This is a genomic window from Pseudogemmobacter sp. W21_MBD1_M6, assembly GCF_052119585.1.
Classification (GTDB): Bacteria; Pseudomonadota; Alphaproteobacteria; order Rhodobacterales; family Rhodobacteraceae; genus JBGQOJ01.
This window is the reverse complement of the sequence record NZ_JBGQOJ010000006.1, coordinates 49,676-62,903: the sequence shown is the minus strand read 5'-3', so window position 1 is coordinate 62,903 and position 13,228 is coordinate 49,676. Positions and strand designations below refer to the sequence as shown.

Genomic DNA, 13,228 nt, shown 5'->3' with positions numbered 1-13,228 from the left:
GGTCAGATCAGTCTTCCAAAGGTGGATAGAAATCCTGTTTGTATAAAACCTCGGACCCTTTCTGCGGCAGACTTGCCACAAACGAAGGCCGGTCGGTGATACGATCATACCACGCGTGAAGCTTTGGAAAACTCTCGATTTTCACAAAATGACGGGCCATATAGATCGCCTGTCCGACGCTGATATCGGCGGCGCTGAAACCGCTGGTCAAAAGATAGTCGCGGCGTTCCACCGGCGTGTTCAACCGCGCCTCGATCGCGGCATAGCATTTCTCAAGCCGCCGCGCCTCCAGTCGGGTCACGATCGGACTGCGGGCCTCGGGCGGATAGATCATCACATGCTGCTGGGTCAACGCCGCGGTGTGCTGGCTGACCGTCTCGGCAAAATGCACCCAGACAAGCCAGGCCATGCGGTCCATGTCTCCCGCTGGTCGCCCCAGTCCACGTTCGGGAAAGATTTCGCACAGGTATTCGGTGATCGCGGCGGTCTCGAACATCCGCTCGCCCTCGATTTCCAGCGCGGGCACACGGCCCGCCGGCGACAGCGACAGATACTGCGGATCGCGCAGCGTCTTGTCGAACGGGTGGATCGACACGCCGAACTTCACCCCCAGTTCATGCAGCAACCACAGCGACCGCATCGACCGCGTCTGCGGACAATGGTGCAAAACGATCATGCCTCGTCCTCCAGCAGGATCAGCGCCGCCCCCGCTTCGACCTGCGCGCCCGCCACGGTCATCACCTCGGCCACGATCCCGTCGCGTGGCGCCAATAGTGCATGCTCCATTTTCATCGCCTCCAAAACGGCAAGCCTGTCACATGCGGCGACCACCTGCCCGACCTCTGCGAACACTGCGCGAACCAAACCGGGCATCGGGGCCGCAATCACGCGCCCGCCCGGCCCCGATGCTGCATCCTGCACCAAAGGATCGATCGCTTCAAACCGATAGGCATGATCGCGGAACACGGTAATCAGCGCATCCTGCACCAGAATGTCGGCCCCGAATTTAGCCCCGTCCACCTGCCAGCCCGATCTGTATGCGATGTGCATGGTTTGGGCATCGGTTGTGACATCGAATTGCCCCTGACCAAGGCAGGAAATCCGCACCCCAACCACCGCGCCACCAAACCGCAGATGCACCGTTTTTTCCAACGGCGCCCATAGCGTGAACCCCTGTGTATCGTTGCCCTTGTCCAGCCCCGCCGCCCCAAGAGCCGCCAGCGCAATCACCCGCGCATCCGGTTTCGGTTCTCGGATCAGCGCGTCAAGGTGCCGCTCGATCAGACCGGTATCCATGTCCCCCGCCACAAAGACCTCGTGCCGCGACAGTGCCGCCAGAAAGGCAAGATTCGTAACGCTGCCAGTCACTTGCGTCCGCTCCAAAGCCCGCTCCAACTGCCGCAACGCCACCGCGCGGGTGGGTCCGTGCACAATCACCTTCGCGATCATCGGGTCGTAAAACGGCGAGATCACATCCCCCGCGCGAACCCCGCTATCGGCCCGCACGCCCTCTGGAAACACCAGATGCGTCAGCCGCCCGGTCGCAGGCAAAAATCCCGCAGGCACATCCTCGGCATATAACCGCGCCTCGAACGCATGCCCGGTGATACCCAGTTCTTCCTGCCGCAACGGCAACCCCTCGCCAGACGCCACCCGCAACTGCCACTCTACCAGATCAACCCCGGTGATCGCCTCAGTCACCGGATGCTCGACCTGCAAACGCGTGTTCATTTCCATGAAATAGAACCGGTCCGCGCGCAGCCCGTCGCTGGCGTCTACAATGAACTCGACAGTCCCCGCACCCGAATAGCCTATTGATTTTGCGGCCTTTACCGCCGCCTCGCCCATTGCCGCGCGCATCTCGGCGGTCATGCCTGGGGCGGGGGCCTCCTCGATCACCTTCTGGTGACGGCGTTGCAGCGAACAATCCCGCTCGAACAGATGGACCGCATCTATCCCGTCACCAAAGACCTGCACCTCGATATGGCGTGGCTTTTCCACGTATTTCTCGACCAGAACCGCCGCATTGCCAAAGGCCCCCAACGCCTCGGACCGGGCAGAAGCCAGTGCTGCGGCGAACCCTTCAGGGGCCTCGACCTTGCGCATCCCCTTGCCGCCGCCGCCCGCGACCGCCTTGATCAGCACCGGATAGCCGATCTCGGCCGCACGCTCCGCCAACGCGTCCTGCGCCGCGCCGTGGTAGCCGGGCACAACCGGCACGCCCGCCTCGACCATCAGCGCCTTGGCGGCATCCTTCAACCCCATCGCGCGGATCGCAAAAGACGGGGGTCCGATAAACACCAGCCCCGCCGCCGTCACCGCATCGACAAAATCGGGGTTCTCCGACAAGAAACCATAGCCCGGATGGATCGCCTCGGCCCCGGTCGACAAGGCCGCGGCAATGATCACATCGCCGCGCAAATAGCTATCCGCAGGGGCCGAGCCACCGATATGCACCGCCTCATCCGCCATCGCCACATGCCGCGCCCCACGATCCGCATCCGAAAATACCGCCACGGTCCGCACGCCCATCCGCGCCGCAGTTTCCATCACACGGCAGGCAATCTCGCCTCTGTTGGCTATCAGGATCTTGGTAAACATGTGCTGCTTTCTTGGTTCCTGTAAATATCCTCGCCGAAGGCAAGAATTCTACATCCTGAAAATGCCAAACCGCGTTTCATCAATCGGGGCGTTCAACGCAGCCATCAGCGACAGCGCCAGCACATCGCGGGTCTTGCGCGGGTCGATCACACCGTCATCCCACAGCCGCGCCGAGGCATACAAAGGGTGCGACTGCTCCTCGAACATCTTGATCGTGGGCTGCTTGAACGCGGCTTCTTCCTCGCTCGACCATGTGCCGCCGGCCCGCTCTATCGCGTCACGCTTGACCGTCGCCAGCACCCCTGCCGCCTGCGGCCCGCCCATGACCGAGATGCGGGAATTGGGCCAGGACCACATGAAGCGCGGCTGATAGGCCCGCCCCGCCATCCCGTAGTTTCCCGCCCCGAAGGACCCGCCGATCACCATGGTGATCTTGGGCACCGATGTCGTCGCCACAGCCGTCACCAGCTTGGCACCATGCCGCGCGATGCCCTCGTTCTCGTATTTTCGACCCACCATGAAACCGGTGATGTTTTGCAGGAATATCAGCGGGATACGCCTTTGCGAACAGATCTCGATGAAATGCGCACCTTTTTGCGCGGCTTCGGAAAACAACACGCCGTTGTTTGCGATGATGCCGACCGGACAGCCGCGCAGATGGGCAAACCCGGTGACCAGCGTTTCCCCGAACCGCGGCTTGAACTCGTCGAACCGCGACCCGTCCACCACCCGGGCGATCACCTCGCGGATGTCATAGGGCGTGCGCAGGTCAGCGGGCACGACGCCCAGCAATTCCTCGGGATCAAAGGCCGGTTCCTCAGATGTCTGCCAGACGACCGTGTCGGGTTTGCGGCGGTTCAGCCCCGCCAGCGCCTGCCGCGCAAGGGCCAACGCATGGGTGTCGTCCTCGGCCAGATAGTCGGCGACGCCCGAAAGCCGTGTGTGTACATCGCCGCCGCCCAGATCCTCGGCGGTGACCACCTCGCCCGTCGCCGCCTTGACCAGCGGCGGGCCGGCCAGAAAGATGGTGCCCTGTTCCTTTACAATGATCGTCACATCCGACATCGCGGGAACATAGGCGCCGCCCGCCGTGCAAGACCCCATCACCACCGCAATCTGTGCTATGCCCTTTGCGCTCATCCGCGCCTGATTGTAGAAAATCCGCCCGAAATGGTCGCGATCGGGGAACACCTCGTCCTGATTGGGCAGGTTTGCGCCGCCGCTGTCCACAAGATAGACGCAAGGCAGGTGGCATTCCTCTGCGATCTCCTGCGCGCGCAGGTGTTTCTTGACCGTCATCGGGTAATAGGTGCCGCCTTTGACGGTGGCATCGTTACAGACCACCATCACCTCCTGCCCGTGAACGCGCCCGACACCCGCGATCAGTCCGGCACAAGGGGCGGCACCGCCATAAAGCCCGTGAGCCGCCGTCGCGCCGATCTCAAGAAAGGGCGATCCCGGATCCAGCAGGTTCGCCACCCGTTCACGCGGCAGCATCTTGCCCCGCGACAGATGCCGCGCGCGCGACGCCTCGCCACCGCCAAGGGCCGCCTGACCGGCGGCGGCGCGGATGACCTCCAGCGCCTCCAGATGGCCCTTGCGGTTGGCAAGAAACGCCTCGGACAAGGGCAGTGCCGTTGAACTCATACGCGCCATCGGGTCAGGTCCTTCGTCCAAAGGATCGCGATGCCTGCAAAACCTTGATCATCCCATCGTCCCCATCATTTCCCGGCCGATCAACATCCGGCGTATTTCGCTGGTTCCTGCACCAATTTCCATCAATTTAGCATCCCTGAACAGGCGCGACACCGGACTGTCGTTCATGAACCCGGCCCCGCCCATCGCCTGCACCGCCTGATGTGCCTGCACCATCGCCTGCTCGCTGGAATACAGCACACAGGCCGCCGCATCGGCGCGGGTTACCGTGCCTTTGTCGCAGGCTTTTGCCACCTCGTAGACATAGGCCCGCGCGGTGTTCAGTGCCGTATACATATCGGCGATTTTGCCCTGCATCAGTTGAAAGTTCCCGATCTTTTCACCGAACTGGCGGCGTTCGTTCAGGTAGGGCATGATCTCGTCCAGACAGGCGGCGATGATGCCTGTGCCGATCCCGGCCAGCACGACCCGCTCATAATCCAGCCCCGACATCAGCACGCGCACGCCGCGCCCCTCGTCCCCCAGAACATTCTCGAACGGCACCTCGACGTCATCGAAAACCAACTCGGCCGTGTTGGACCCCCGCATGCCCAGCTTGTCAAAATGCGGGCTGGTGCTGAACCCCTTCATCGACTTCTCGATCAGAAAGGCCGTTATCCCCTTCGATCCGGCGTCCGGGTCGGTCTTGGCGTAAACGACCAGCGTGTCGGCGTCCGGCCCGTTGGTGATCCAGTATTTCGTGCCGTTCAGCGTATAATATCCATTCTTCTTTTCCGCCCGCAGTTTCATTGACACCACATCGCTGCCCGAGCCCGCCTCTGACATGGCAAGCGCACCGACGGTCGTACCCGAAATCAGACCCGGAAGGTATTTGCGTTTTTGCGCGTCAGTGCCGTTCAGGCGGATCTGGTTAACGCAAAGGTTGGAATGGGCGCCGTAGGACAACGAGACGCTGGCACTGGCCCGCGCGATTTCCTCGACCGCGACGGTATGTGCCAGATAGCCCATGCCCGCGCCGCCGAACTCTTCCTCGACCGTGATCCCCAGCAGGCCCAACTCTCCCATCTCGCGCCACAGCTCTGCGGGAAAGCTGTTCTTGCGGTCCAGATCGGCGGCAATGGGTTTCACCCGCTCCTGCGCCCAGCGGTGCACCATATCGCGCAGCGCGTTGACATCGTCGCCCAGATCGAAGGTCATGGAAGCGGTGAACATGGGGCACTCTCCGTGATTATTGAACGGTTGTTCAATTCATAGCCCGCAAAGCCCGGTCGGGTCAATGTCAGTTCGCGCGGCTTATTTGTCCGCCTGCCCCTGATAGACGGCAAGAACCTCTGCCCGGATGATCCGCGCGATCTGTTCGCAGTCGGCGATGGAAAAGGTAAGCGGCAGGCGCATATCCAGAATACCCGCCAGTATCCTGTCGGATTTGGGCATCGGCGCGGGGTTGGCATAGCGCCAACTGTCGTATTTCGAGGTGAAGGCAACGGGATCGGGCGCGCCGAACCATTTCAGCTCTACCCCGCGGGCCGCACATCGCGCCACCACATCGCGCACCGCATCGCCCTGCCAGTCAAGCAACAGGAACTGGAACGACGAGGCGACGAACTGTTCCGCCTCTGGCCGCTCGATCAGGGTCAGGCCGGTCATACCGCGCAATCCCGTCTCGACGGCCCTGTAGCGGGCGTTCCATGCGGCGCATTGCGATGACAGGTTGCGCAATTGCGGCCGCAGGATCGCGGCCCGCAGGTTGTCCATGCGCCCCGAGATGTTCGGGGTATCGAACCGGATCTGCGCGAAGGCCTCGGGGGGCGGCGCGGCGCGGTGCCGCGCATACATCATATACGACCCCGACAGAATGATCGCCCGCGCCATCGCCTGTGGATCGTCCGACACCAGAAACCCGCCCTCGCCGGAATTGAGGTGCTTGTAGGTCTGGGTGGAATAGCAGCCCATTACCCCGTGCCGCCCCGACATCGTGCCGCGCCACGCGGCCCCCATTGTATGGGCGCAATCCTCGACCACCTGCACACCCGCCGCGTCGCAGATCGCCATAAGGCGGTCCATGTCGCAGATATGCCCGCGCATATGCGACAGCAGCAGAACCCCTGCCTGCCCCGCCTTTGCTGCCAGATCGTCCAGATCAATCGTCAGATCCTGCGTCACCTCGACAAAGACAGGCACGGCCCCGACCGACGCAATCGCCCCCGGCACAGGCGCAAGGGTAAAGGCATTGGACAGCACGCGGTCCCCCGGCTTTACCCCCAGGGCGCGCAGCGCGGTGGACATCGCATAGCCGCCGGACGCCACGGCAAGCGCATATTGCGCGCCCATCGCATCGGCGAATTCCTGTTCCAGAAGGGCGGTTTCCGCCACCTCGCCCGCGACGGTGTTATATCGGTGCAACCGCCCGTGACGCAGGACCGCAAGCGCCGCCTCTATCCCGTCCTCGGGGATCGGTTCCTGCTGGGTGAAACTGCCTGTAAAACTCTCGGTCATTCGGGCCTCCGTTGCCGGCAACATTGGGGGGCGGCAACGGGACAGTCAATAACCCCGCATGACGCGACGTGTCACGATAGGCGGGGCAATCGCGGTGCCCCAAGGAGCTGTCTCAGCCGATCAACGGCACCAAAACAACGTCAAGATCATCGTAGTGATCCAACAGCGCCTCTGGCTTCAGCGCCTCGACCCCGCGCCCCGACGGGCCAAAGGTCACCAGCACCGAAGGCACCCCCGCCGCCGCCGCCGTTTTGCGGTCTGTCACCGTATCGCCGATCAGAACCGACCGGCCAACAGCCCCGCCCAACCGCGCCACCGTTTCGAAATAGGGGGCAGGGTCGGGTTTGCGCGTTGGCAGCGTATCGGCCCCCACCAAAGCCCCGAACATGTCCCGCACCCCCAACCGCGTCATCAGCGTTTCGGCAAGGCCCTCTGGCTTGTTCGTGCAAATGCCCACAACCGTTCCCGCCACGCGCAGCCGGTCCACGGCGTCGATGACACCGGGGTAAAGCGTCGTGTGGGTGTCGATGTCGGCCTCGTAGGCGGCCAGCAAGACCGGATACTGGCGCGCCACCTCGGCCTCGTCAAATCCGCTGACCCGCGAAAACCCAAGCCGCAGCATCGCCTTGCCACCGGCAAAGGCCGTTGCCGCATCGGCCAGCGGGTCCAGCAGGTTGCCCAGCCCAAGCCCGCGGAAACAGCTATTGGCAGATCCGATCAGATCGGCGCTTGTATCGGCCAAAGTTCCGTCAAGATCGAAGATGACTGTGCGCATGTCTGCCCCTTTGGCTGATTTTCGCCTGCCCTTGTAACGAACCGTAAACACTTTTGATACGTTCAACCCTTGCGGCGTTGCGTCAGACGGATAGAACGGGCGCGACCTGATTAAAAGAGAATACATATGCCAATCGCCCTGATTATCCTCGCCGCCGGACAAGGCACCCGAATGAATTCCGACCTTCCCAAGGTTCTGCACCAGATTGCCGGTGCCCCAATGCTGGTTCACGCCATGAAATCCGGCGCGGCACTTATGCCCGAGCGGACAGTCATCGTGGCTGGCCATGGCGCGGATCAGGTCAAAGCGGCGGCGCTGGCCTATGACGACAGCGTGTCGGTCGTGGTGCAGGTTGAACAACTTGGCACCGGCCATGCCGTCGCACAGGCGCGTGACGCATTGGACGGCTTCACGGGCGACGCGATCATCCTTTACGGCGACACGCCCTTTGTGCAACCCGAAACGCTGGACGCGATGATGTCGGCCCGTGCCGCAGGTCACGCGGTTGTCGTGCTGGGCTTCGAGGCGGCCGATCCGGGCCGCTATGGACGGTTGGTGATGCAGGGCGACAGCCTGACACGGATTGTGGAGTTCAAGGATGCGACGGATCAGGAACGCGCCATAACCCTTTGCAACAGCGGTGTTATCGCCGCCGATGCGCAGGTGATGATGGATCTGGTTGCGGCCATAGGCAACGAAAACGCAAGCGGCGAATACTACCTGACCGATATCGTCGAACTGGCCCGCGCACGCGGGCTTTCGGCGACCTCGGTCACCTGCCCCGAGGCAGAGACGATGGGCGTGAACACCCGCGCTGGCCTTGCCGTGGCCGAGGCGGCGTTCCAATCCCGCGCCCGCGCAGAGGCTCTGGAAAACGGGGTCACCCTGACCGCCCCCGAAACCGTCTTTTTCGCCCATGACACCTATCTGGGCCGCGACAGCATGATCGAACCCAACGTGGTCTTCGGCCCCGGCGTAACGGTGGAAACCGGCGCGCTTATCCGCGCCTTCAGCCATCTTGAAGGCTGCCATGTGGGGGCCGGTGCCGTCGTCGGCCCCTATGCCCGCCTGCGCCCCGGCACCGAACTGGCCAACAACGTCAAGATCGGCAATTTCGTCGAGGTCAAGAACGCGGTGCTGGAGGAAGGCGCGAAGGTCAACCACCTGTCCTACATCGGCGATGCCCACATCGGCGAGGCGACGAACATCGGCGCGGGCACGATCACCTGCAACTATGACGGCGTGATGAAGCATCGGACGACCATCGGCGCGGGCGCCTTCATCGGCTCGAACACCATGCTGGTCGCACCTGTCACAATCGGCAACCGCGCGATGACCGCCAGCGGATCGGTCATCACCAAAGACGTCCCCGCCGAGGCATTGGCCGTGGCCCGCGGGGTGCAAGAGAACAAACCGGGGCTGGCGGTGAAATTGTTCGATAAGTTAAAGGCAACCAAGGCGCGTCGCCAGAAGGAAGCAGAATAATGTGTGGTATTGTCGGTGTCCTGGGAAATCACGAAGCCGCCCCCCTGTTGGTCGAGGCGCTGAAACGCCTGGAATACCGCGGCTATGACAGCGCCGGTATCGCCACCGTGAACAATGGCGTGCTGGACCGTCGCCGCGCGGTTGGCAAGCTGGTCAACCTGTCCGATCTGCTGGTGCATGATCCTTTGGCGGGCAGGTCCGGCATCGGCCATACCCGCTGGGCCACCCATGGCGCACCGACGGTTGTCAACGCGCACCCGCATCAGGCGGGCGCGGTTGCGGTTGTGCACAACGGCATCATCGAGAATTTCCGCGAATTGCGCAGTGAACTGGCGGGATACGGCATCACCTTCCAGTCCGAGACAGACACGGAAACCGTGGCCCTTCTGGCACATCACTACATGGCGCAGGGGCTTGACCCGCGCGCCGCCGCCGAAAAGACCATATCGCGGCTGCACGGCGCCTTTGCCCTTTGCTTTCTCTTCAACGGAGAGGACGACCTGCTGATCGCCGCCCGCAAGGGCTCTCCGCTTGCGATCGGGCATGGTGACGGCGAAATGTTTGTCGGCTCCGACGCCATCGCGCTGGCCCCGATGACCGACCGGATCACCTATCTCGAGGAAGGCGACCGCGCGATCCTGACCCGCACCAGCCTCGAGATCTTCGATGCCGAAGGCCTCCGCGCCAACCGCCCCGTCAAGACAATCCAGATCGACAGCGCCCGGGTGGAAAAAGCCGGTCACAAGCACTTCATGGGCAAGGAAATTGCCGAACAACCCGCCGTTCTTGGCGACACCATCAACCATTACCTGTCGGGCGACGGGCGCAGCATTGTGCTGCCCGAGGGCGACATCGACTTCAGCAAGATCGAGCGGATCACCATGGTGGCCTGCGGCACGGCGTTCTATGCCTGCCTGACAGCCAAATACTGGTTCGAACAGATCGCGCGCCTGCCGGTCGAGGTCGATGTCGCCTCTGAATTCCGCTACCGCGAGCCGCCGGTCACAAAAGGCACCGTGGCGCTTTATGTCAGCCAGTCAGGCGAAACCGCCGACACGCTTGCCGCCCTGCGCTACACGATGGGCAAAGCAGACCGCATCGTCTCGGTCGTCAACGTCCCCGAAAGCTCGATCGCGCGGGACAGCGACCTGTCCCTGCCCATTCTGGCGGGCATTGAAATCGGTGTTGCCTCGACCAAGGCATTCACATGCCAACTGACGGTCCTGTTGATTCTGGCGCTGAAGGCCGCTCATGACCGGGGTATCATCGACAGCGACAAGCTGGCCGATCACCTGTCGGCCCTGCGCAACCTGCCGGGGGTGATGAATCACGCGCTTGGCACCTCGGACGATGTGCGCCGCGTCGCGCGCAAACTGGCCGAAGCGCAGGACGTGCTGTTTCTGGGCCGTGGCGCGATGTATCCAATTGCACTGGAAGGCGCGCTGAAACTAAAGGAAATCAGTTACATACACGCCGAAGGTTATGCCTCTGGGGAGCTGAAACACGGCCCCATCGCACTGGTCGACAAACGGGTTCCCGTGGTGGTCATGGCCCCGCGCGACGCGCTGTTCGACAAGACGGTGTCAAACATGCAAGAGGTCATGGCGCGCGGCGGCAAGGTGCTGCTGATCACCGACCCCAAGGGGGCCGCGGCGGCGAGCGACGGCGTCTGGCAGACCCTGGTCATGCCGGAAATCGACAACATCCTTGCCCCGATCCTTTATGCAATCCCCGCCCAGCTTCTAGCCTACCACACGGCGGTCGCCAAAGGCACCGACGTTGACCAACCCCGCAATCTGGCCAAATCGGTAACCGTAGAATGACCCCTGAAACTGCAATCGCGGCCCTGACCGCCCTGTCCGATCCTGCAAAAGCCGCCGAGGCACTGGCCTATCACAAGGTCGATCGCCCCTATCTGGGCGTCCCGGCGCCCCGGATCGACGCGCTGGCGAAAGAGTGGCGGGCAGACCTGACCACATCCAAACGTATCGCACTATGCGAAGCGCTTTGGGCGAGCAATATCCACGAGGCGCGGATCGCCGCAGCAAAGCTGCTGACGCAGGCAAGGATCAAGCCCGACGACAGCGGTGCCTGGCAATTGATTTCCGCGTGGGTCGAGGACCTGGATGCCTGGGCAATTGCAGACACGGTCTGCACAGCCGGACAAAAACGCCTGATCGCCGATCCTGCGCGACTGGACGAGGTAGAGGCCTGGACCACATCGGAAAACATGTGGACCCGCCGCGCGGCACTGGTCATCACCCTGCCTTGGACCAAAATGAACTTTCCCAAACCCGCCGATCTGGAAATCCGCGACCGGGTTCTGGGATGGATGGGCGTCTATGCAACCGATCACACCTGGTTCATCCAGAAAGCCATCGCCTGGTGGCTGCGCGAACTGTCGAAACACGACAAGGACCGCGTTGCCGATTTCATTGAGGAGCATGGCGACAAGATGAAATCCTTTGCCAGAAAAGAGGCGCTGCGCCTGCTCGACTGACCTGTTGTTTTCTTTGTGCTAAAAATATCCCCGCGCGGAGCGCAAAAATCTTTCATAGAAAGTTTTGCCTTCGGCGAGGATATTTAAGGAACAAAGAAGATCAAAGACCGCGCAATTCCCGTCGCATGATCTTGCCTGTCGCGGTCATCGGCAGCGCGTCCACCGCAACAATCATGCGCGGGGCCACATGGGGGCTGATCTTTTGCCGCACACGGGCGATCAGCTCTGCCTCCAGCCCTTGCCAGTTTGCCCCCTCGCGCAGGACGACAAAGGCTTTGACGACCTCGGTTCGGACAGCGTCCGGCACGCCGATGGCGGCGGCCATAACCACATCGGGGTGGCCCGTCAGACAGTTCTCGATCTCTGACGGGCCGATCCTGTAGCCCGCAGAGGTGATGACATCGTCGTCGCGGCTGGAAAATGTCAGGAAACCATCCGCGTCCATCGACCCAAGATCGCCAGTGCGCATCCAGTCGCCCGAAAATTTGGCGGCGGTCTGTTCGGGTTTATTCCAATACCGCAGGAACATCACCGGGTCGCCACGCCGCACGGCAATTTCCCCGATCTGGCCGCGTGGCACCTCTTGCCCATCCGCGCCAAGCACGACCACATCGTGCCCCGGCACTGCCTGCCCCATCGACCCGACGGGGGCCTCGACCACGCTGCGGGATGTGCAAACCACAAGATTGCATTCGGTCTGGCCGTAGATCTCGTTGATCGGGGCGCCAAGGGTGTTCTGCCCCCAGTCAAGGATCTCTGCCCCAAGGCTTTCACCACCCGAGCTGATGCTGCGGATATCGACCGCAGGTGGAACCGCCGCCTGACGCATCAGTTTCAGCGCCGTCGGCGGTAGAAACATATTGCGCACGCCATGTCGGGCAATCATCGCATAGGCTGCGTCAGGATCGAACTTGCGCATTCTGTGACTGACCAGCGGCACCCCGTAATACAGGCAGGGCATCGCCAGATCCATCAGCCCGCCGATCCACGCCCAGTCGGCCGGAGTCCAGCCGCAATCGCCCGCCTGCGGCATAAACCCGTGGCTCAGTTCTACATTCGGAAGATGCCCCAGCAAGAAACGGTGCGCATGCAGCACACCCTTCGCGGGGCCGGTGGTGCCCGAGGTATAGATCATGACGGCGGGATCATCGGCCGATGTGCGCACCGGAACGATGTCCGGGCGCGCCTGCTCGATCACCGCCCAGAAGTTGGCAACAGGGGCCGGGTCAATGCACAGAACTTCCTTCAGATCCGGCAGGGTCGGGCGCAGCGCCTGAAGCTTGTCCAGATTGGCGGCATCGGTCACGCAGAGTGCAGCGCCACTGTCGGCCAAACGGTAGGCCAGCGCGTCCTCTCCGAACAGTGTGAACAGCGGCAGCACAATCGCGCCCAGTTTATGCGCCGCGAAATGGGTGATCAGGACGGCGGGGCCTTGCGGCAACAGCACCGCCACACGGTCGCCCCGCGCCACGCCCTTGGCCCGCAACGCGTTGGCCAGACGGTCAGAGGCGGATTTCAGCGCGCCATAGGTCCAGTTCTGCGGGTTGCCGGCATCATCGATGTGGATCAGCGCGACCCGGTCGGGGTCCGTCCGCGCCCAGCTGTCGCAACAGGCATCCGCCATGTTGAAAAACGGCGGAATGTCCCACCGAAAAGCGGCGCGCATGTCCGACCAGCTTGCACGGTGGCGGATAAGGCGGCGGTCCTCCTGCATT

The 13,228-nt window shown here is 62.6% G+C and carries 10 protein-coding genes; 3 read left to right on the top strand and 7 right to left on the bottom strand.

Annotated features, from left to right (window positions below; translation table 11 throughout):
* Positions 1-7 precede the first annotated feature (7 nt).
* From ACEN2R_RS08930 to ACEN2R_RS08905, 6 genes are all read right to left on the bottom strand, one after another.
* Positions 8-676, bottom strand: coding sequence for a glutathione S-transferase family protein (locus ACEN2R_RS08930; RefSeq protein ID WP_442041356.1), 669 nt, complete (start codon positions 674-676; stop codon positions 8-10).
* Positions 673-2,601, bottom strand: a complete 1,929-nt coding sequence (locus tag ACEN2R_RS08925; protein ID WP_442041354.1) for an ATP-binding protein — start codon at positions 2,599-2,601, stop codon at positions 673-675. The genes ACEN2R_RS08930 and ACEN2R_RS08925 overlap by 4 nt, the downstream gene beginning before the upstream one ends.
* A gap of 48 nt (positions 2,602-2,649) precedes the next feature.
* Complete coding sequence (locus tag ACEN2R_RS08920; protein WP_442041554.1) at positions 2,650-4,248, bottom strand: carboxyl transferase domain-containing protein; 1,599 nt, start codon at positions 4,246-4,248, stop codon at positions 2,650-2,652.
* A gap of 57 nt (positions 4,249-4,305) precedes the next feature.
* Positions 4,306-5,469, bottom strand: coding sequence for an isovaleryl-CoA dehydrogenase (locus tag ACEN2R_RS08915; protein ID WP_442041352.1), 1,164 nt, complete (start codon positions 5,467-5,469; stop codon positions 4,306-4,308).
* Between the two features lie 81 nt (positions 5,470-5,550).
* On the bottom strand, positions 5,551-6,753 hold the full coding sequence (locus ACEN2R_RS08910; RefSeq protein ID WP_442041350.1) for a DegT/DnrJ/EryC1/StrS family aminotransferase: 1,203 nt from the start codon (positions 6,751-6,753) through the stop codon (positions 5,551-5,553).
* Between the two features lie 112 nt (positions 6,754-6,865).
* Positions 6,866-7,528, bottom strand: coding sequence for an HAD hydrolase-like protein (locus tag ACEN2R_RS08905; protein WP_442041348.1), 663 nt, complete (start codon positions 7,526-7,528; stop codon positions 6,866-6,868).
* A 126-nt stretch (positions 7,529-7,654) separates the two neighbouring features.
* Here ACEN2R_RS08905 and glmU point away from each other — a divergent pair, with 126 nt between their 5' ends.
* The 3 genes from glmU to ACEN2R_RS08890 are packed head-to-tail and all read left to right on the top strand — an operon-like array spanning position 7,655 to position 11,513.
* Positions 7,655-9,013, top strand: coding sequence for a bifunctional UDP-N-acetylglucosamine diphosphorylase/glucosamine-1-phosphate N-acetyltransferase GlmU (gene glmU / locus ACEN2R_RS08900; protein ID WP_442041346.1), 1,359 nt, complete (start codon positions 7,655-7,657; stop codon positions 9,011-9,013).
* Positions 9,013-10,836, top strand: coding sequence for a glutamine--fructose-6-phosphate transaminase (isomerizing) (gene glmS, locus ACEN2R_RS08895; protein ID WP_442041344.1), 1,824 nt, complete (start codon positions 9,013-9,015; stop codon positions 10,834-10,836). Before glmU ends, glmS begins: the two co-directional genes overlap by 1 nt.
* Entirely contained in the window at positions 10,833-11,513 is a 681-nt protein-coding gene (locus ACEN2R_RS08890; protein WP_442041342.1) for a DNA alkylation repair protein, read from the top strand. Before glmS ends, ACEN2R_RS08890 begins: the two co-directional genes overlap by 4 nt.
* Before the next feature lie 100 nt (positions 11,514-11,613).
* Here ACEN2R_RS08890 and ACEN2R_RS08885 read toward each other — a convergent pair whose 3' ends face one another.
* On the bottom strand, positions 11,614-13,227 hold the full coding sequence (locus ACEN2R_RS08885) for an AMP-binding protein (protein WP_442041340.1): 1,614 nt from the start codon (positions 13,225-13,227) through the stop codon (positions 11,614-11,616).
* Position 13,228 lies beyond the last annotated feature (1 nt).

Bases quoted from the DNA above. Each gene is read 5' to 3' on its own strand.
- ACEN2R_RS08930 (WP_442041356.1), bottom strand. From the start codon at position 676: ATGATCGTTTTGCACCATTGTCCGCAGACGCGGTCGATGCGGTCGCTG.
- ACEN2R_RS08925 (WP_442041354.1), bottom strand. From the start codon at position 2,601: ATGTTTACCAAGATCCTGATAGCCAACAGAGGCGAGATTGCCTGCCGT.
- ACEN2R_RS08920 (WP_442041554.1), bottom strand. From the start codon at position 4,248: ATGAGTTCAACGGCACTGCCCTTGTCCGAGGCGTTTCTTGCCAACCGC.
- ACEN2R_RS08915 (WP_442041352.1), bottom strand. From the start codon at position 5,469: ATGTTCACCGCTTCCATGACCTTCGATCTGGGCGACGATGTCAACGCG.
- ACEN2R_RS08910 (WP_442041350.1), bottom strand. From the start codon at position 6,753: ATGACCGAGAGTTTTACAGGCAGTTTCACCCAGCAGGAACCGATCCCC.
- ACEN2R_RS08905 (WP_442041348.1), bottom strand. From the start codon at position 7,528: ATGCGCACAGTCATCTTCGATCTTGACGGAACTTTGGCCGATACAAGC.
- glmU (WP_442041346.1), top strand. From the start codon at position 7,655: ATGCCAATCGCCCTGATTATCCTCGCCGCCGGACAAGGCACCCGAATG.
- glmS (WP_442041344.1), top strand. From the start codon at position 9,013: ATGTGTGGTATTGTCGGTGTCCTGGGAAATCACGAAGCCGCCCCCCTG.
- ACEN2R_RS08890 (WP_442041342.1), top strand. From the start codon at position 10,833: ATGACCCCTGAAACTGCAATCGCGGCCCTGACCGCCCTGTCCGATCCT.
- ACEN2R_RS08885 (WP_442041340.1), bottom strand. From the start codon at position 13,227: ATGCAGGAGGACCGCCGCCTTATCCGCCACCGTGCAAGCTGGTCGGAC.